General features: G+C 66.1%; 16 protein-coding genes. 12 read left to right on the top strand and 4 right to left on the bottom strand.

Annotated elements, in window-relative coordinates:
• The first annotated feature begins 79 nt into the window (after window positions 1–79).
• Both BZF59_RS15910 and BZF59_RS15905 read left to right on the top strand, forming a co-directional pair.
• Window positions 80–1,456: an IS1182 family transposase gene (locus BZF59_RS15910; RefSeq protein ID WP_086606213.1), complete on the top strand. Its 1,377-nt coding sequence runs from the start codon at window positions 80–82 to the stop codon at window positions 1,454–1,456.
• A 46-nt stretch (window positions 1,457–1,502) separates the two neighbouring features.
• Entirely contained in the window at window positions 1,503–1,934 is a 432-nt protein-coding gene (locus tag BZF59_RS15905; protein ID WP_086609180.1) for a GNAT family N-acetyltransferase, read from the top strand.
• On the opposite strand, the gene BZF59_RS15900 is transcribed toward BZF59_RS15905, so the two are convergent.
• Window positions 1,931–2,413, bottom strand: a complete 483-nt coding sequence (locus BZF59_RS15900) for a hypothetical protein (protein WP_086609179.1) — start codon at window positions 2,411–2,413, stop codon at window positions 1,931–1,933. The genes BZF59_RS15905 and BZF59_RS15900 overlap by 4 nt on opposite strands.
• 104 nt (window positions 2,414–2,517) lie before the next feature.
• Between BZF59_RS15900 and BZF59_RS15895 the strand changes: the two genes are divergently transcribed.
• The 5 genes from BZF59_RS15895 to BZF59_RS15875 all read left to right on the top strand — a co-directional run bounded on the left by BZF59_RS15895 (window position 2,518) and on the right by BZF59_RS15875 (window position 7,649).
• The gene (locus BZF59_RS15895; protein ID WP_086609178.1) at window positions 2,518–3,150 is read left to right on the top strand and encodes a phosphoribosylanthranilate isomerase; all 633 of its coding nucleotides are present in this window, start codon (window positions 2,518–2,520) and stop codon (window positions 3,148–3,150) included.
• 8 nt (window positions 3,151–3,158) lie between these two features.
• Window positions 3,159–4,373 carry a tryptophan synthase subunit beta gene (trpB, locus tag BZF59_RS15890; protein WP_086609177.1) on the top strand — a complete coding sequence of 405 codons (1,215 nt, stop codon included), beginning with the start codon at window positions 3,159–3,161 and terminating at the stop codon, window positions 4,371–4,373.
• Between the two features lie 292 nt (window positions 4,374–4,665).
• Window positions 4,666–5,460: a tryptophan synthase subunit alpha gene (gene trpA / locus BZF59_RS15885; RefSeq protein ID WP_086609176.1), complete on the top strand. Its 795-nt coding sequence runs from the start codon at window positions 4,666–4,668 to the stop codon at window positions 5,458–5,460.
• A complete protein-coding gene (gene accD / locus BZF59_RS15880) occupies window positions 5,457–6,311 on the top strand; it encodes an acetyl-CoA carboxylase, carboxyltransferase subunit beta (RefSeq protein WP_086609175.1) in 855 nt (284 codons plus the stop codon). Before trpA ends, accD begins: the two co-directional genes overlap by 4 nt.
• A gap of 15 nt (window positions 6,312–6,326) precedes the next feature.
• Window positions 6,327–7,649, top strand: a complete 1,323-nt coding sequence (locus BZF59_RS15875) for a bifunctional folylpolyglutamate synthase/dihydrofolate synthase (RefSeq protein ID WP_086609174.1) — start codon at window positions 6,327–6,329, stop codon at window positions 7,647–7,649.
• Here BZF59_RS15875 and BZF59_RS15870 read toward each other — a convergent pair.
• Window positions 7,646–9,358, bottom strand: coding sequence for an AmpG family muropeptide MFS transporter (locus BZF59_RS15870; RefSeq protein WP_086609173.1), 1,713 nt, complete (start codon window positions 9,356–9,358; stop codon window positions 7,646–7,648). The genes BZF59_RS15875 and BZF59_RS15870 overlap by 4 nt on opposite strands.
• Before the next feature lie 114 nt (window positions 9,359–9,472).
• Here BZF59_RS15870 and BZF59_RS15865 point away from each other — a divergent pair, with 114 nt between their 5' ends.
• Genes BZF59_RS15865 through rsmD form a run of 3 tightly spaced genes read left to right on the top strand, consistent with a single transcriptional unit; the run spans window position 9,473 to window position 12,345 of the window.
• Entirely contained in the window at window positions 9,473–10,612 is a 1,140-nt protein-coding gene (locus BZF59_RS15865) for an aromatic ring-hydroxylating oxygenase subunit alpha (RefSeq protein ID WP_245806184.1), read from the top strand.
• A gap of 39 nt (window positions 10,613–10,651) precedes the next feature.
• Window positions 10,652–11,767 carry a pseudouridine synthase gene (locus BZF59_RS15860; RefSeq protein ID WP_245806183.1) on the top strand — a complete coding sequence of 372 codons (1,116 nt, stop codon included), beginning with the start codon at window positions 10,652–10,654 and terminating at the stop codon, window positions 11,765–11,767.
• Window positions 11,764–12,345 (top strand): 16S rRNA (guanine(966)-N(2))-methyltransferase RsmD, encoded by a 582-nt coding sequence (gene rsmD / locus BZF59_RS15855; RefSeq protein WP_086609171.1) that lies wholly within the window; start codon window positions 11,764–11,766, stop codon window positions 12,343–12,345. Before BZF59_RS15860 ends, rsmD begins: the two co-directional genes overlap by 4 nt.
• Here the strand turns inward: rsmD and BZF59_RS15850 are convergent.
• Window positions 12,342–12,659, bottom strand: a complete 318-nt coding sequence (locus tag BZF59_RS15850) for a hypothetical protein (RefSeq protein WP_143738200.1) — start codon at window positions 12,657–12,659, stop codon at window positions 12,342–12,344. The genes rsmD and BZF59_RS15850 overlap by 4 nt on opposite strands.
• A gap of 337 nt (window positions 12,660–12,996) precedes the next feature.
• Here BZF59_RS15850 and BZF59_RS15845 point away from each other — a divergent pair, with 337 nt between their 5' ends.
• Both BZF59_RS15845 and BZF59_RS15840 read left to right on the top strand, forming a co-directional pair.
• Window positions 12,997–15,300, top strand: a complete 2,304-nt coding sequence (locus BZF59_RS15845; protein ID WP_086609169.1) for an ATP-dependent helicase — start codon at window positions 12,997–12,999, stop codon at window positions 15,298–15,300.
• A 78-nt stretch (window positions 15,301–15,378) separates the two neighbouring features.
• Window positions 15,379–16,290 (top strand): hypothetical protein, encoded by a 912-nt coding sequence (locus tag BZF59_RS15840; protein WP_086609168.1) that lies wholly within the window; start codon window positions 15,379–15,381, stop codon window positions 16,288–16,290.
• A 3-nt stretch (window positions 16,291–16,293) separates the two neighbouring features.
• Here BZF59_RS15840 and BZF59_RS15835 read toward each other — a convergent pair whose 3' ends face one another.
• Window positions 16,294–17,736: a DEAD/DEAH box helicase gene (locus tag BZF59_RS15835; RefSeq protein ID WP_086609167.1), complete on the bottom strand. Its 1,443-nt coding sequence runs from the start codon at window positions 17,734–17,736 to the stop codon at window positions 16,294–16,296.
• Between the last annotated feature and the right edge of the window lie 89 nt (window positions 17,737–17,825).

Raw genomic sequence — 17,825 nt, 5'->3', positions numbered from 1 at the left:
GATTGTGTTGAAAAACTCCTCCTTGCAATCGGGCTAAAGTATTGATTCTATGTCTTGGCAGACAAGCGGAGACGGTCGGATGATGGGTGAGCGGACGGTGGCGCAGGAGGCCCTGTTCTACAGCTTCAACCTGGAGCGGCATGTTCCGCAGGATCATTTGCTGCGCTCGATCGATCGGTTCGTCGACCTGTCGGGCATTCGCGAACATCTGCGTCCCTTCTACAGCTCGACCGGACGACCGTCAGTTGATCCCGAGTTGATGATCCGGATGCTGATCATCGGCTACTGCATGGGCATCCGGTCCGAGCGGCGGCTGTGCGAGGAGGTGCATGTCAACCTCGCCTATCGCTGGTTCTGCCGCCTGGGGCTGGAAGGCGATGTGCCCGACCACTCGACCTTCTCGAAGAACCGTCACGGTCGCTTCCGCGACAGTGATCTGCTGCGCCAGCTGTTCGAGACGACCGTGGCGCGCTGCATCGCCGAAGGACTGGTCGGCGGTGAAGGGTTCGCGGTCGATGGCAGCCTCGTGCGCGCCGATGTGAACCGCCAGCATGCCGTCGATCAGGCCGATGGCTTGCCGGACCCGGCCACCAGCCATGCCGTTCGCGAGTATCTGGCTGTGCTCGACGATGCGGCCTTCGGGGGCGCAACCCCGGTGCCGCCCAAGCAGTTGGCGGTGGCCGATCCGGCCGCACGCTGGACAGCGGCAAGCCGCGAGCGTGCCTTCTTCGCCTATGCCACCAACTACCTCATTGATCTCCAGAACGCAGTGATCGTCGATGTCGAGGCGACCACCGCCATCCGTCAGGCCGAGGTGACCGCCCAGCGCCGCATGATCGACCGGACGCAGGAGCGCTTCGGCCTCTGGCCCGAGCGGCTCGTGGGCGACACCGGATATGGCGATGCAAGGAACCTGTCCTGGCTGGTCGAGGAGCGCGGCATCGAGCCGCACATCCCTGTGTTCGACAAGTCTGCCCGCCGCGATGATACCTTCGAGCGTTCGGCCTTCACCTTCGACCATGAGGATGACAGCTATATCTGCCCTGCTGGCAAGCGGCTGCGCCAGAGGCAGAAGGTCTATCGCGAGGAACGTCCGTTCGTCGATGAGAACGGCATGTTGCGTTACCGCGCCAGCAAGCTCGACTGCAGTGCCTGCGCTCTCAAGCCGCGCTGTTGCCCGACCCAACCAGCGCGCAAGATCCTGCGTTCAGTCCACGAGGGCGCCCGTGATCTGGCCCGCGATATCGCCACGACCGACGCCTATCTGGTCTCGCGCCGCCAGCGCAAGAAGGTCGAGATGCTGTTCGCGCACCTCAAGCGCATCCTCAGGATGGATCGCCTGCGCCTGCGAGGTCCAAACGGCGCAAGAGACGAGTTCCTCCTCGCAGCCACCGCCCAAAACCTCCGGAAAATGGCCAAGCTGATCCCCATGCCAGCCACCACAGCCCCCGCATAAGCGGGGGCGAAGCCTCAGAGCGCCGCTCAGGCTCGCGCCAGCGCCGATCTCAGCGCCGGGTTTTTCAACACAATCGAACCACGAAGCGGACATTCTCGACGACGAGCGCACCAGCCGCGAGGAACTGGACGCGCTACTCGCCGACCCTGCCGTCACGATCCTGACGGCGCGGGATGGCGAGCGCCTGATCGGTTGCGTCGCCGTCACCTGCAAGGACGACACGCTGGCCTATCTCGGGATGCTCTGCGTTTCCCCCGATCTGCAATCGGGCGGGCTCGGGCGGCTGCTGCTGGATGCGGCGGAACATTGCGCGCGGGAACAGGGCATCGCGGCGATGGAGATGACCGTCATCGACAGCCGCGAAAGCCTCATCGCGTGGTACGAACGGCGGGGTTACCGCCGCACGGGCGAGACGCGCCCCTTCCCCGTCCTGCGCGATCCGCCGATCACCTTTGCGGTGCTGGAAAAGCCGCTCTAGCGCACCGGTGCCGCCTGCGCGGGCGGTGCATCGCCCGTGCCTTCGGTCAGCTTCGCCACATCCTCGGGGCTGAGCGCCAGCAGCGGCGAATCCACCTGCCAGCCGACCAGTTCCATCTCCTCGCCCGAACCGTGGAACAGGAACACCTCGTTCGCCTCGCCCTTCTCGAACACCGTCTGCATCACCACCTGCGTGGCGGTCACCCCGTTGTTGAAGCCGGTGTTGAACCCGCTCTGCTCACTCGACTTGATCTTGCCGAGACGGGCCTCGATCATCGCGACCTGCGCATCCATTTGCGCGCGCGGGGAGACCTTGCGCCAGGTCTCGCCGACATTGGCGAAAATCGCATCCCGGTCGCCGCGATTGTAATCGTTCTGGAAGTCCTTGATCCGTCCCTGCGCGTCCCCAAGCTGTGCAGCGGGGTTGCAGGCGGCGAGCGCCAGCGCGCCGGCAAGGGCAAGAACTATGCGGAAAATCATGCGCGACCACTCCTTTGAAACGCCCCGCACATTTGCGCAGCGCGCAAGGCCGATCAAGCTTTTCCGGCTTTGCGCCAGCCATCGGCAGGGGTAGAGCGCAGCGCATGGCCGGAACGCTGATCAAGATTTGCGGGATTTCGACTCCCGAGACGCTCGCTGCGGCGGTGCAGGCAGGGGCGAGCCATGTCGGCTTCGTCCACTTCGCCAAGAGCCCGCGGCATCTCGCGCTGGCCGATGCGGCGACACTGCGGCGGCAGGTGCCCGGTCATGTGAAGTCCGTGCTGCTGCTGGTGAATCCCGCGCCCGACAGCCTCGCCGAGGCCATCCGCACCATCGCCCCCGATGTCGTGCAGTTCCACGGGCAGGAAACGCCTGACACCCTCGCCCGCTTCCGCGCCGACACGGGAATCGAGGCTTGGCGCGCCATGGCGGTCAAGGATGCCGAAAGCCTTGCCGGTGTCGCCGCGTTCCGGGGCGCGGCCGATCGCGTTTTGCTGGATGCGCCCGCCTCGACGCTCCCCGGCGGCAATGGCACCCGCTTCGACTGGAGCCTGCTCGCCGGGTGGGACGCGCCGCTCGCGTGGGGCTTGGCCGGCGGCCTCACCCCGGCCAATGTCGCCGAGGCGATCCGCCTGACCGGCGCACCGCTGGTGGATACATCTTCGGGGGTCGAGCGTTCTCCCGGTATCAAGGACGTGGACAAGATCGCGGCCTTCTGCAAAGCGGCCCGGATATGAACAGCCCTATGAACACTCCTCTCAACTCCTTCCGCAACCTGCCGGACGAGCGCGGCCATTTCGGCCAGTTCGGCGGGCGCTATGTCGCCGAGACGCTGATGCCGCTGGTGCTCGATCTCGAGCGCGAATACCGCAAGGCGCAGGCGGACCCGGCGTTCCAGGCCGAGTTCGACGATCTGCTCGAGCACTACGTCGGCCGCCCCTCGCCGCTCTATTTCGCGCCGCGCCTGACGGAAGAGCTGGGCGGCGCGCAGGTGTGGTTCAAGCGCGATGAGCTCAATCACACCGGCGCGCACAAGATCAACAACTGCATCGGCCAGATCCTGCTCGCGATCCGCATGGGCAAGACCCGCATCATCGCCGAGACCGGCGCGGGCCAGCATGGCGTGGCGACCGCGACGGTCTGCGCGCGCTTCGGCCTGCCTTGCGTGATCTACATGGGCGCCGAAGACGTGAAGCGCCAATCGCCCAACGTGTTCCGGATGAAGCTGCTCGGCGCGGAGGTCATCCCCGTCACCAGCGGCGGCGCGACCTTGAAGGACGCGATGAACGAGGGTCTGCGCGACTGGGTCGCGAATGTCCACGACACCTTCTACATCATCGGCACCGCTGCAGGCCCGCACCCCTATCCCGAGATGGTGCGCAACTTCCAGAGCGTGATCGGCAAGGAAGCCCGCGCCCAGATGCTGAGCCGCGTGGGCCGCCTGCCCGACCTGCTGGTCGCGGCGATCGGCGGCGGATCGAACGCGCTGGGGCTGTTCCATCCCTTCCTTGATGATCCTTCGGTGAAGATGCTCGGCGTGGAAGCTGCAGGCCATGGTCTCGACGGTGACGAACACGCCGCGAGCCTGCTCGGCGGCACCCCCGGCGTGCTCCACGGCAACCGCACCTATCTGTTGCAGGACGAAGACGGCCAGATCACCGAGGGCCACTCAATCAGCGCGGGGCTCGACTATCCCGGTATCGGGCCGGAGCACGCGTGGCTGAAGGAAAGCGGCCGCGTCGATTACACCGCCGTCACCGACGAGGAGGCGCTGGACGCCTTCCAGCTGCTCTGCGCGACCGAGGGGATCATTCCGGCCTTGGAGCCCTCGCACGCCATCGCGGCCGTGAAGAAGGTCGCGCCGACGATGCCAAAGGACGCGATCATCCTCGCCAACCTGTGCGGGCGCGGGGACAAGGACATCTTTACCGTGGCGGAGCGTCTGGGGGTCGAGCTTTGAGGCGCGATTGGCGCGCACTCATCGCAGCTCTTATTTTACTGCTGAGCCAGTTCTGCTTTTTCGAGGCAATCAGGATCGACCTTGAGCATGATCACCTCAGAAGCGCCTTTCCCTTGCATGAAAGGTATGGCTATCAGACCGAGAATATCTGCCACGAGAAGCCATTCGAAGGATATGTAGACGGCCCACCCTGCGACCACGCAGATCCTGATACTATCCCAATTCTGGGTGTGGGACTTCTCCTCACGACAATTGGAATCCTCCTGTTCATCTGGTTTAGGCCACTTCGAAAATGACCCGCCTCACCACCACCTTCGCCGCCCCCCGCCCTGCGCTCGTCTGCTTCATCACCGCAGGCGATGGCGACACGGCGGCCAATCTCGATGCGCTGGTGGAAGCCGGTGCGGATGTGATCGAGCTCGGCATGCCCTTCACCGATCCGATGGCCGATGGCCCCGCGATCCAGAGTGCCAATCTGCGCTCGCTCGGCGCGGGCACGACCACCGCCGATGTGCTGCGCTACGCCACCGATTTCCGCGCCCGGCACCCCGATGTGCCGCTGGTGCTGATGGGCTATGCCAACCCGATGGTGCGGCGCGGGCCGGAATGGTTCGCCGAGGCTGCCGCCGCTGCGGGCGTTGACGGCGTGATCTGCGTCGACATTCCGCCCGAGGAAGACGACGCGCTCGGCCCGGCGCTGCGTGCCAAGGGCATCGCCCCGATCCGCCTCGCCACGCCGACGACCGACGCCGCGCGCCTGCCGCAGGTGCTCGAAGGATCGGAGGGCTTCCTCTACTACGTCTCGGTCGCAGGGATTACCGGCAAGCAGCAGGCGCAAATCGAGAGCATCGAGGCCAATGTCGCCCGCATCAAGCAGTCCAGCGACCTCCCCGTCGCGGTCGGCTTCGGCGTGCGCACGCCTGAGCAGGCCTCGGCAATCGCCAAGGTGGCAGATGGCGTCGTGGTCGGCTCGGCGCTGGTCGAGATCTGCGGCGAGTATGGCGCCGAGGCTCCGGCCAAGCTAAGGGAGTTGACGTCTGCTCTCGCTGAGGCGGTCCACACCGCCCGACAGGAACACATCGCATGAACTGGTTCAACCGCGTCCGCAATTCGCTCGGCTTCTCGGCCGACAAGAAGACCACGACCGAGAAGGATCTGTGGATCAAGTGCCCGTCCTGCCAGGAAATGCTGTTCGTGGCGGATTACGAGGCGAACCTCTCGGTCTGCCCGAAATGCGAGCATCATGGCCGCATCGGCGCGGATGCGCGGCTCGCGCTGCTGCTCGATCCGGGCTTCGAGGTGCTACCGCTGCCCAAGGTCACCGAAGACCCGCTGGGCTTCAAGGACACCAAGAAATACACCGACCGCCTCAAGGCCGCGCGCGCCGCGAACCCGCATGACGATGCCTTCGTGGTCGGCTCGGGCTTCATCGAGACGCGGCCTGCCGTGGTCGGCGTGCAGGACTTCAGCTTCATGGGCGGCTCGATGGGCATGGCCGTGGGGCAGGCCTTCTGCGAGGGCGCGCAGAAAGCGCTGGATCGCGGCTGCGCCTATGTCGTCGTGACGGCTGCGGGCGGCGCGCGGATGCAGGAGGGGATACTCAGCCTCATGCAGATGCCCCGCGCGACCGTGATGACGCGGCGGCTGAAGCAGGCCGGGCTGCCCTATATCGTGGTGCTCTCCGACCCTACCACTGGCGGGGTGACGGCGAGCTACGCCATGCTCGGCGACATCCATATCGCCGAGCCCGGCGCGCTGATCGGCTTTGCGGGCCAGCGCGTGATCCAGGACACGATCCGCGAGCAGCTGCCGGAGGGCTTCCAGCGCGCCGAATACCTGCACAAGCACGGCATGGTCGACATGGTCGTTTCGCGTCACGAACTGAAAGCGACGCTGGGACAAGTGCTCGATTACCTCGCACCGGTGAAAGCCGCGTAAGACCCGTCCCTTGCCGTGAAGCCGCTCGATTTCGGCAGGTCGGATGACCCGCGCGTTCAGGCACAGCTTGACCGGTTGAGTACGCTGAGCGTGCCGCAGGGGCGACTGGGCCTCGACACGATCCGCGCCTTGCTGATTCGACTCGGCAACCCGCATCGCAAGCTGCCACCGGTGTTCCACGTCGCGGGCACCAACGGCAAGGGATCGACCTGCGCCTTCCTGCGCGCGATGCTGGAGGCCGAGGGTTACAGGGTTCACGTCACCACCAGCCCCCATCTGGTGCGCTACAACGAGCGGATCCGGCTGGCGGGAGAGCTGATCTCCGATGCCGAGTTGGCCGCGACCCTGAAAGAGGTGCTGGATGCAGGCGCAGACCTCGGCCCCAGCTTTTTCGAAGTTACCATCGCCGCCGCCTTCCTCGCCTTTGCCCGCACGCCCGCCGATGCCTGCGTGGTCGAAGTCGGCATGGGCGGGCGCTTCGATGCGACCAACGTGCTGGAGCCAGAGGTGCTGGCGGCCTGCGGGATTGCCGCGCTGGGCCTCGATCACGAACGCTTCCTGCTCGCGCCCGAGGAGGGCGTGCCCAAGGAGCCAATGGCGCGAATCGCCTTCGAAAAGGCGGGGATCGCGAAGCGGGGCGTGCCGCTGGTGACGATGGGCGGTCTTTATCCACCCGAGGCTCAGGCGGCGATTGCCGAGGTGACCGCCAGAGTGGGTGCTGTCCAATTTGATCTGATGGCCGAATGCACCGCTGACGAATTCTACGCCGGGCATGGCCACATTTACTACCGCGACCTTTACTGGAAGGATCGGCGCTACCCTTCCCCCGGTCTTGGCGGCGAGCATCAATATGCCAATGCTGCTCTGGCCATCACCATGTCGACGGTTCAATCGCGTCTCGCGATCAGCACTCAGAACATAAAGGAGGGGCTGCGTTCTGCGCGCTGGCCTGCCCGGATGCAGCGGCTCGGCGCGGGACCGCTCACGGCACTGGTCGACCAACCCATCTGGCTCGATGGCGGCCACAATCCCAGCGCGGGGGCGGCCATCGCAGCGCATTTCGTGGGTCCGCTGCACGTCGTCATCGGCATGATCGAGGGAAAGGACCCGCGCGCGATCATCGATCCGCTGGGCGACCGCATCCGCACGCTGACCGTAGTGCCGGTGCCGGGGCACGATCACCACCCGGTCGAAGCCTTCGGCCCCGACGCGCGGGCCGCCGCCAATGTCGAGGACGCACTGCCTGGTATCCCCTCCGACGACTACCCCATTCTCATCGCCGGCTCGCTCTACCTCGCGGGCGAGGCGCTGCGGCTGAACGACGAACTGCCGGACTAGATCTCGGGCTCGGGAGGCGGTGCGTTCTCTGCCCGACCCGACCTTGCTTGTCGCACCCATTCGATCACGCACAGCAGCACGGCAAAACCGCCGATGGCCGTCGTGAGCAGGAACACATCGTAATAGCCGCGCTCCTCGATCATCTGGCCCAAGGCCGGCCGGCCCAAAGTTCCGACCAGCATCGTCAGCGACGACAGCAGCGCATATTGCACCGCGCTATAACCCTTGGCGACCACGCTCGAGAGATAGGCGACGAAGGCCGCCCCGGCGATGCCGACCGCGATGTTCTCCATGCCGATGGTGAGCATCAGCCGCGACATCCGGTCATCCGCGCCAAACTGCCCTGCGAGCCAGGTAAAGCCGACAAGATCGCTCGCCATCTGCATCCTTGCCCCACCTACGGCGAGGTCGGCGTAGAGCAGATTGGTTAGCGCCGCGATCACCGCGCCCAATGTAAGGGTGGTCATCCGGCCGATCACGGTCAGCAGCGTGCCGCCGAGCGCGAGGCCGAGGATCAGTGCGCCCACACCGAAGAACTTCGAGGCAATCGCCACCTCGTCCTTGGTGTATTGCAGCTCGCCCAGATAGAAGGGATAGGCAAAACTACCCCAGATCGCGTCGGTGATGCGGTAGGAGAGCACCAGCGCGATCACCAGCACCGCGGCCCATTTCAAGCGCCCGATAATCTCGGCCAGCGGCAGAATCAGGGCGCGGTAGCCGTGGTCGATCGCGGTGTCGAAACTGCCGCGCGCAGGCGCATCGGCAGCGAGCACATGACGCCCGCTTTTCCGCATCGCTTCCAGCCACCCCGCGATTGCGCCGGGGATCACCACGGTCGCGATCACGATCAGCGGCCCCATCGTGCTGACGAACTCGGTCGAATCGGGGCGTGTTTCGAGCGTGGCGGTGAGCGAGGCGATCATGAAATCGAGCACGATGAACAGCGCCCAGCCCCACAGCAACGCAACCGCGCCCAAGGCATAGGCACGCACCCGCGGCACGATCTGCCCGGCCTGCCGCAAGGTGCCGAGATTGGCGCGCTCGGCCTCGAGTGCGGCAGTGCTGCGCTCCGCATCGGGCGCGAACAACCCGAGGAAGCCGACGAACAGCAGAATGCCACCCATGCTGGCGAAAACGGTCGGCCAGCCGAGCCGTTCGGCCATGAACAGTGCCAGCGCACCGCCGACCAGCGCGGCTACGCGGTAGCCCATCTGGAACACGGTCGAGAGGATGTCGATCGTCGCCACTTCATCGGCAACGTCGACGCGCCAGGCGTCGATCACCACGTCCTGCGTCGCGCTGGCAAAAGCGCCGATCCCCGCGAGGAGCGAGAAAATTCCGAGTGATGACAGGGGGTCGAGTAGCGAAAGCGTCACTAAGATGGTGCCCAGCAGCAACTGCGCCGTGACGATCCATTGCTTGCGCTTGCCCAGCCGCCGTAGCCCCGGCAGATCGACCCGGTCGAGCGCTGGCGACCACAAGAACTTGAAGGCATAGGCCAGCCCGATCAGCGAAAAGACGCCCATCGTCTCCACATCGACCTCGGCATCGGTCAGCCAGGCGTAGAGGGTCCCCAGCAGAAGCGCATAGGGCAGGCCGCTCGCGAAACCGAACAGCAGGACGTATCCCGTCTTGGGGTGCCGCAGAGCCGCCAGCAGGCTCAGCCAGCGCGACAGGCGCGTGCGATGTTCGAGAGACGCTTCGGCCATGGATGCTCCCACATTCCTGCTAGGCGCGAGGGCGTTTGCACCGCGCCGATTTCGTGCGACACTAGCCGCCCCGGAGAGGATGAGAAAAGAGCGATGAACGCTGCCACAACAGATATGCCCCGTTTGTCTCCGACCCCCGGACAATTGGCGCTGGCCGAGGCGATCCGCGAGGGCCGCGCCAAGGTTGCGGGCGGAATTCAGACGGTGCCGGCCAACAACTACACTTGCCCTGATCACTTCGCGCGCGAGAAGGCGGCGCTGTTCGACCGGCTGCCGCAGGTCATCTCCCCCTCGGCGCTGGTGCCCGATCCCGGCATGGCGGTGCCGCACGATGCCACCGGCCGGCCGTTGCTGATCACCCGCGACAACGAGGGGCGCGCCCACGTCTTCCTCAACGTCTGCCGCCACCGGGGCACGCGGCTGGTCGAGGGCAGCGAAGTGCAATGCGCCAAGCGGCTGGTGTGCCCCTATCATGCATGGACCTACCGGCTGGACGGAGACCTGCTCGCCCTGCCCCGGCCCGAGACCTTCCCCGGCCTCGACAAGGCGGATTACGGCCTTGTGGAACTGCCCACTTTTGAGGCAGGCGGTTTGATCTGGTTCGCGCCGAAGGACGGCGCCGATTTCGACGATGCCGAAAAATTGGGCAGCGATCTCGATGCCTTCGCGCTTGCCGGGGCGCACCTGTTCCGGCGCAGGCTTCACACGGTGAAGGGCAACTGGAAGCTGATCATGGATGCCTTCCTCGAAAGCTACCATGTCACCCGGCTGCACGCTTCCACGATTGGCCCGTTCTTCAAGGACGGGATCACGGCGGGCGACACGATCGGCCCGCACCAGCGCAGCGCCGTCGGGCGGCTGGAGGAGATGGAGGGGGTCGACCTCACCGACATGGCGGCGCTGCGCCGCGTGGTGACCTTCGCCTACCAGCTGCTCCCCGCAACGATCATCGTCCCCAGCCCCGATTACGTGAACGTGATGGTGCTGATGCCGCAGGCCCACGACCTGACGCTGGTCGAGGACTTCATGCTCATTCCCGAGGCGCCGGCTAGCGAAAAGGCGCTGGCGCATTGGGAGAAGAGCTGGAACCTGCTCGATGGCGGGGTCTTCGCCAGCGAGGATTTCCGCGCGGCGGAGCTGGGACAGCAGGGGCTTTCGAGCGGCGCGGTGGAGCACATCACGCTCGGCACGCTTGAAGGCGGGATCGCGCGCTTCGACCAGATCGTGAGCGACGCATTACGAGCGGCGAACTGAAGGTCGCATTCGGTCGCGAAATGCATTAGGCGCGCGCCCATGCCCACCCAGCCCCCCCGTTCCGAAAACCGCCCCGAAGGCGACCGCATCGCCAAATTGCTCGCCCGTGCCGGGATCGCCAGCCGCCGCGAGATCGAGCGCATGATCGCCGAAGGGCGCGTGGCGCTCGATGGCAAGGTGCTCGATACCCCGGCCACGATCCTCACCAGCCTCAAGGGCGTGACGGTCGACGGCAAGCCGGTCGGCGCGGCGGAGGCCACGCGGCTCTTCGCCTTTCACAAGCCCAGCGGCCTCATCACCGCCGAGCGGGATCCGGCGGGACGGCCGACGATCTACACCGCCCTGCGCAACGCCCTGCCCAAGGATGCGGGCCGGGTGATGCCGGTCGGGCGGCTCGATCTCAACACCGAGGGCCTGCTGCTGCTCACCAATGATGGCGGGTTGAAGCGCACGCTGGAACTGCCCGCGACCAACATCCCCCGCACTTACCGCGCGCGAGCGTTCGGCGCGGTCAGCCAGGAACAGCTCGAGGCGCTGATCGAAGGCGTCGAGATCGACGGGATACGCTACGGGCCGATCGACGCAAACCTCGAACGCTCCTCGGGCCGCAACCTGTGGATCGAGATGACCATCACCGAAGGCAAGAATCGCGAAGTGCGCAATGTCCTCGAACATCTGGGATTGCAGGTGAACCGGCTGATCCGGGTTGGCTACGGCCCGTTCCACATCGGCGATCTGCCGCGCGGGCAGGCGGTCGAACTGACGGGCAAGCCGGTCGCGCATTTCCTGTCGGAGATGACGGGTCAGCCGATCCCGCGCGGCGGTGTGAAGAAAGCGGACAGGATCGCGATTGCCGCCTCGGTCAAAACGCCGCCCCCTGCCCGTCACCCCGAACGCAAGGACGCCCCGGCGCGTGCGGCCCCGCGCAAGACCGCAGGCACCGCCCCCTTCGCGCGCAAGGATGACGATGGCGCGAGAGGTGCTCGCGGCAAGGGCAAGCCCGCTACGTCTGCTCCGCGCAAAGGCGCCGAGACCCTGACCAACGCACCGCGCCGAGGCCCGGCCGCTCCCGGCGCGCCGCGATCAGGCGCTGGTGCACGCAAGCGACCGGCACCCACCCGCGGCAACACGCCGCCGCGCGGGCCGCGAAAGTGAGAATCATTGCGGGGGAATGGCGCGGGCGCAAGCTGGCCGCACCCAAGGGCGAAGGCACCCGCCCCACCGCCGACCGTGCGCGCGAGACGCTGTTTGCGATGCTTACAAGCAGGCTCGGCGATTTCGAGGGATTGCAGGTCGCCGACCTGTTTGCGGGCTCGGGCGCGCTCGGGCTCGAGGCACTGTCACGCGGGGCAGCGCAGTGCTTGTTCGTCGAGCAGGACCGCGCGGCGGTGGACGTGATCCGCGCCAATATCGCCACGCTCGGCGCGCAGGCCTGCACTCGGGTCGAGGCCGGATCGGTGATGCAATTGCGCGCAGCGACCAAGCCGCTCGACCTGATCCTTGCCGATCCGCCCTATCAGTCGGGTGCGGGCGATGTGGCGCTCGACCGGCTGCTGCGGCTCGGCTGGATCGGGCCGGAGACCTGGATCGCGCTCGAGACGGGCTTCAGGGAAGATGTCGCGGTGAAAGGCCTGATGCTCGATGCGACACGCCGGGTCGGCAAGGGCAAGCTCAGCCTGTTGCGGCTGGCGCTGCCCGATGCCGACCCGGCGCCGGAGACCAGCGCGGCCTAGACCTGCGAGGGCGCCTTCATCGATTCGATCTGCGCCCAGGCCGAGGCCTGCTGCTCTTCGGGAAGTTCGCTAAGGCGCACCTTGTCCGGATCGGACAGCCTCCAGAACAGCTCCTTGCGCTCGTCCGAAAGCGACCAGAAATAGTCCTGCGTGGCAGGCGGCCAGGCCTTCACCGCTTCCTGCTTTTCCGCCGGCAGGCTGGCAAGCCGCGGGTCCTGATCCGCCGTTTCGGTGGGCTGAGCGTCAGCCGGCATTTCGGTCGCGGGGGCCTCGACCGGGGGCATGGATTCGGTCTCCTCTTGCGCAACGGCCATCGCAGGGGACAGCGCCAGGGCCAAGGCGCTGCCAGCGAGAGCGAAAGTATTCAGGGACTTGTGCATGGGTATCTCCGTTAGTGACTATACCAGACACGACGAACGCCAACGCAGTGTCCGGCCGCGCAATCCCCTGCTGACCGGATGCCCCCACTATGGCCCGCCGCCCGGCGTCGGCAAGCCTGCGCCCGACCGGACATCCCGCCACCGGCTCCACCGGGCGGCAAATGTGGCGGAAAGACGGCAGACCGATGGCGCGAAGTGTTGCCGTCCCCGCCCAAGCCCGCCGCACGGCTTGCCCTGCGGCCCATTGTTCCCTACCTGTTCGCATGAGATCATGAGCCAGAACTTGCCCTCCCCCGCCGCACCGCCGGCGATTCCCGCCTATGCCGCGCGGCTCAACCCGCCGCAGCGCGCTGCCGTGTTGGCCACGGAAGGCCCGGTGCTGATGCTCGCGGGCGCGGGCACGGGCAAGACCGCCGCGCTGACCTCGCGCCTTGCGCACCTCGTCGCCACCGGCCGCGCCTATCCCTCCCAGATCCTGTGCGTCACCTTCACCAATAAGGCCGCGCGCGAGATGCGCGAGCGGGTCGGCCATCACCTCGGCCCCGCTGCGGAGGGGCTGCCGTGGCTCGGCACCTTCCACTCGATCTGCGCCAAGATGCTGCGCCGCCATGCCGAGCTGGTCGGGCTGCAGCACAATTTCACGATCATCGACACCGACGATCAGCTGCGTGTCCTCAAGGCGCTGATCGCCGAGGCCGAGCTCGACGAGAAACGCTGGCCCGCGCGCCAGCTGGCGGGCCTGATCGACCGCTGGAAGAACCGCGGCCTCAACCCCGCCGATCTCGATGCGACCGAGAACGAGGCCTATGCCAACGGCAAGGGCACCGCGCTCTATGCCCGCTATCAGGAGCGGCTAAAGCAGTTGAACGCCTGCGATTTCGGCGACCTGATGCTGCACATGCTGAACATCCTGCGCGGCCATCCCGATATCCTCGCCGATTACCAGCGCCGCTTCCGCTACATCATGGTGGACGAATATCAGGACACCAACGCGGTGCAGTACCTGTGGCTGCGACTGCTGGCGCAGGGGCACAAGAACATCTGCGTGGTGGGGGACGACGACCAGTCGATTTATTCCTGGCGCGGGGCCGAGGTCGCCAACATCCTGCGGTTCGAGAAGGATTTTCCGGGCACCGAGGTGATCCGGCTGGAGCAGAACTACCGCTCCACTCCGCACATCCTTGGCGCAGCATCGGGCCTGATCCGCGCCAATTCGCAGCGCCACGACAAGACCTTGTGGACCGAGGTGAACGGCGGCGACAAGGTCAAGGTGATCGGCGTGTGGGACGCGCCGGAGGAAGCGCGCCGCGTGGGCGAGGCGATCGAGCGGCTGGAGCGCGAGGGCGCTTCGCTCGGCCAGGTCGCGATTCTGGTGCGCGCGCAGTATCAGACCCGCGAGTTCGAAGACCGCTTCATCCAGATCGGCATCAATTACCGCATCATCGGCGGCTTCCGCTTCTACGAGCGTGCGGAGATCCGCGATGCGCTCGCCTATCTGCGCCTGATCGCGCAGCCGCAGGATGATCTCGCCTTCGAGCGCATCCATAACCAGCCCAAGCGCGGGCTCGGTGCCAAGGCGCTGGAGGCGATGCACTCCCATGCGCGCCGTACCGGCCTGCCGCTGGCGGCGGCCGCGCTGCAGCTTGCCGACAGCGACGAATTGCCCAAGCGCGCGGCGACCACCATCGGCGGATTGCTGCGACAGTTCCTCCACTGGCGCGAACAGAGCGAAACGCTCACCCCCTCCGACCTGCTGCGGCTGGTGCTTGAGGAGAGCGGCTACAACGCGATGCTCGCTGCCGACCGCTCGCCCGAAAGCGCAGGCCGCGCGGAGAACCTCTCCGAACTCGCCCGCGCGATGGAGGAATACACCACGCTCGGCGATTTCCTCGAACACGTCAGCCTCGTGATGGACAACGACCGGTCCGACAGCGAGGAGACGGTCACGATCATGACGATCCACGCCGCCAAGGGGTTGGAATTCGACAATGTCTTCTGCGTCGGCTGGGAGGAAGGCGTCTTCCCCTCACAACGCGCGATCGACGAGGGCGGGCTCGCCAGCCTCGAGGAAGAACGCCGCCTCGCCTATGTCGCGATCACCCGCGCGCGGCGGCACTGCACCATCCTCCACGCCGCCAACCGGCGCATCTATGGCCAGTGGGTCAGCAGCATCCCCTCACGCTTCATCGAGGATCTGCCCGAGGAGCATATCGAGCAGGAAACCACGCTGACCGGCGGCGCCTCGCTGTGGCGGGCGAACTGGAGCGAGCAGGAAGACCCCTTCGCCCATGTCGCGCAAGCCCGTCCCGACCGCGCTCAGGCGCGCGGCCCGGGCTGGCAGCGCGCGCTGGCGTCCGGCTACGACACCACGCCCGCCCGCGTGCGCGAAAACACGCGCTCCGCCGCAAGCTTCGCTGCGCCCGCGCGCTCCGACATCGCGATCGGCGCAATGGTCACCCACGCCAAATTCGGCACGGGCTGCGTTATCGATCAGGAGGGCAACAAGCTCACCATCATGTTCGAGGACGCAGGCGAGAAGCGGGTGCTCGACAGCTTTGTGACCGTGGTTGGTTAGGTCGCTGAAATCCATTCATCTTCCATCCGGAACAGCTATGATAGCGCACCGCTGAGCATCACTGTTGGAGCAGATCGGATGAAGACCCTGATTGCCGCAGCGGCCGCGCTTCTCGCCGCCCCGCTTTCTGCCAATGAGCTAGTGCTCCCAGCCTTTTGCACCGCGCCGGACGGCTGGGCCGAGGTCGTAGATCGCGATCCCGACTACGTCGTCTTCGGCGAACTGCACGGCACCAACGAAGCGCCAGCGTTTGTCGAAAACCTGATCTGCGCCGAGGCTGAGCTTGGCCATCGTGTGCTCCTCGCGGTCGAGCACTCGTCATGGCAGAACGCGGCTTGGCAAGAAGCATGGGCGCTGCCCCATGACGCGTTCCGACGGGCGCTGCCCGATCTTGGATGGCGCAACCGCGAGGACGGAGTCGCAAGCGAAGCCATGTGGCGGCTGGTGCTCGCCGCACATGCGCTGAAAGACTCCGGCGCGAAGATTGATATCGTCGCATTCAACGGCGCGAGAGACGAAGCGCAACAGACACGTTTCCGCGAACTTCCAGGCCAGGGTCCGCACGAGGCGGCGCAAGCCGAGAACATTGCCGAAGCGGCGGGGCGCAAACCCTATGACCGCGTGATCGTGCTGGTCGGCAACCTTCACGCCGAGATCGCGCCGCTCAGCATGGGCGGGCCGGAGTTCGAACCCATGGCGGTTCGCCTGCGCCGTTATGGCTCGGTGGTCAGTCTCGGGATGCGACATGCCGGGGGCGAATCGTGGACCTGTCAGCTTCCGCCGGAGACGAAGCTCGCTCCTGGCCAGCGTGTCACCGACGACATGATCGAATGTGCGGCCCACCGGGGAGGCGCAGAAGGGGCAAGCGATAGAGGCCCCCACATTGCAGTCGGCAACCTGTCCGATCCGCAAGTGGCACGCCGTTTCGACGGCATCTTCTGGGTCGGTCCGATTACAGCCTCACCCCCGGCATTTCCATCCGGGGAGTGACGATCACCCGAAGCCCACATCCAGAAAGCTCGGGCGCGGGCCATTCCATTCGCCGGCGGGCACGGGTTCTTCGTCCTCGTTGTGGCGGCGGCGCGGATTGCGTTCGTCGCTGGCGGTGACACGGTCGGTGCGCGGGGCGGCCTTTTCGCGGCGGGGGCGTTCTTCACGTGAGGCACGCTCTTCGCGCGGAGCACGTTCTTCACGCGGCGCACGCTCTTCGCGGGCGCGGCGGGGCTTGCGCTCGGGGCGCTCTTCACGCTCTTCCTCTTGCGGGGCTTCGGCCTTGGATGCCTCGGCCTTGGCCAGCACTTCGGACAGATCGACGCGCACGTCTTCCTTGCCGAACACCTTGATCGCGCTGCCGGTGAGCTTTTCGACATTGCTGATGGCTTCGGCGTCTTCTTCGGACACGAAGGTGAAGGCCCGGCCCTTGGCCCCTGCGCGGCCGGTGCGACCGATGCGGTGGACGTAGTCATCCGGGTGCCAAGGCGTATCGTAGTTGAAGACGTGGCTGACGCCCTTGATGTCCAGCCCGCGCGCCGCGACGTCCGAAGCGACGAGGATGTTGACCTCACCCGCCTTGAAGCGTTCGAGCTCCTTGATCCGGCTCGACTGGTCCATGTCGCCGTGGATCTCGCTTGAGCGGAAGCCGAAGCGCGCCAGGCTCTGATTGAGTTCGCGCACCGTCGTCTTGCGGTTGGCGAAAATGATCGCGGTTTCCACCAGATCGTTCTCGAGGAACCAGCGCAGCGTGTCCTTCTTCGAACGCGACTTCACCGGCACCTTGAAGGCGGTGATGTCGGCATTGGTCGAGGCCGCGCGGCTGACTTCGATCCGCTTGGGATTGTTGAGGAACTTCTTCGCCAGCTTCTCGATCGGCGGGGGCATGGTGGCCGAGAACAGCATGGTCTGGCGGGTATCGGGGAGCTTGGAGCAGATGAATTCGATATCGGGGATAAACCCCATGTCGAGCATCCGGTCAGCCTCGTCGATCACCAGCAATTCGCAGCCGTTGAGCATGATCTTGCCGCGTTCGAACAGGTCCATGAGGCGGCCCGGTGTGGCGATCAGCACGTCGACCCCGTCGGACAGCGCCTTCAACTGGTCGCCCATCTGCACGCCGCCGATCAGCAGCGCCATCTTGAGATCGTGGTTCTTGCCGTATTTCTCGAAATTTTCGGCGACCTGTGCAGCGAGTTCGCGCGTCGGCTCAAGGATCAGCGAGCGCGGCATTAGCGCGCGGCGGCGGCCGGCAGCCATCACGTCGATCATCGGGAGCACGAAGCTCGCGGTCTTGCCCGTCCCGGTCTGCGCAATGCCGATGAGGTCCTTCATCATCAGCACGGTCGGGATCGCCTGCGCCTGAATGGCGGTCGGCGTGGTGTAGCCCGCGTCTTCGACGGCTTTGAGCAATTCGGGCGAAAGGCCGAGATCGGCGAAAGTCATGCGGTGTGTGGTTTCCGAGAATTGCGGGCAGGGTTGCTGCCGGGATTGCTGGCCTGCACCGCTGGTGGCGGACGCGCCCGGTGGGCACG

Source organism: Erythrobacter donghaensis (assembly GCF_002155425.1).
Lineage (GTDB): Bacteria > Pseudomonadota > Alphaproteobacteria > Sphingomonadales > Sphingomonadaceae > Erythrobacter > Erythrobacter donghaensis.
Note: the sequence above shows the minus strand (reverse complement) of the source record. Positions and strands in the feature narration are given on the sequence as shown.

What these genes read in the sequence shown, in the direction of transcription:
- BZF59_RS15910 (WP_086606213.1), top strand. Translation starts at nt 80, where the DNA reads ATGATGGGTGAGCGGACGGTGGCGCAGGAGGCCCTGTTCTACAGCTTC.
- BZF59_RS15900 (WP_086609179.1), bottom strand. Translation starts at nt 2,413, where the DNA reads ATGATTTTCCGCATAGTTCTTGCCCTTGCCGGCGCGCTGGCGCTCGCC.
- BZF59_RS15895 (WP_086609178.1), top strand. Translation starts at nt 2,518, where the DNA reads ATGGCCGGAACGCTGATCAAGATTTGCGGGATTTCGACTCCCGAGACG.
- trpB (WP_086609177.1), top strand. Translation starts at nt 3,159, where the DNA reads ATGAACACTCCTCTCAACTCCTTCCGCAACCTGCCGGACGAGCGCGGC.
- trpA (WP_086609176.1), top strand. Translation starts at nt 4,666, where the DNA reads ATGACCCGCCTCACCACCACCTTCGCCGCCCCCCGCCCTGCGCTCGTC.
- accD (WP_086609175.1), top strand. Translation starts at nt 5,457, where the DNA reads ATGAACTGGTTCAACCGCGTCCGCAATTCGCTCGGCTTCTCGGCCGAC.
- BZF59_RS15870 (WP_086609173.1), bottom strand. Translation starts at nt 9,358, where the DNA reads ATGGCCGAAGCGTCTCTCGAACATCGCACGCGCCTGTCGCGCTGGCTG.
- BZF59_RS15865 (WP_245806184.1), top strand. Translation starts at nt 9,473, where the DNA reads ATGCCCCGTTTGTCTCCGACCCCCGGACAATTGGCGCTGGCCGAGGCG.
- BZF59_RS15860 (WP_245806183.1), top strand. Translation starts at nt 10,652, where the DNA reads ATGCCCACCCAGCCCCCCCGTTCCGAAAACCGCCCCGAAGGCGACCGC.
- BZF59_RS15850 (WP_143738200.1), bottom strand. Translation starts at nt 12,659, where the DNA reads ATGGCCGTTGCGCAAGAGGAGACCGAATCCATGCCCCCGGTCGAGGCC.
- BZF59_RS15845 (WP_086609169.1), top strand. Translation starts at nt 12,997, where the DNA reads ATGAGCCAGAACTTGCCCTCCCCCGCCGCACCGCCGGCGATTCCCGCC.
- BZF59_RS15840 (WP_086609168.1), top strand. Translation starts at nt 15,379, where the DNA reads ATGAAGACCCTGATTGCCGCAGCGGCCGCGCTTCTCGCCGCCCCGCTT.
- BZF59_RS15835 (WP_086609167.1), bottom strand. Translation starts at nt 17,736, where the DNA reads ATGACTTTCGCCGATCTCGGCCTTTCGCCCGAATTGCTCAAAGCCGTC.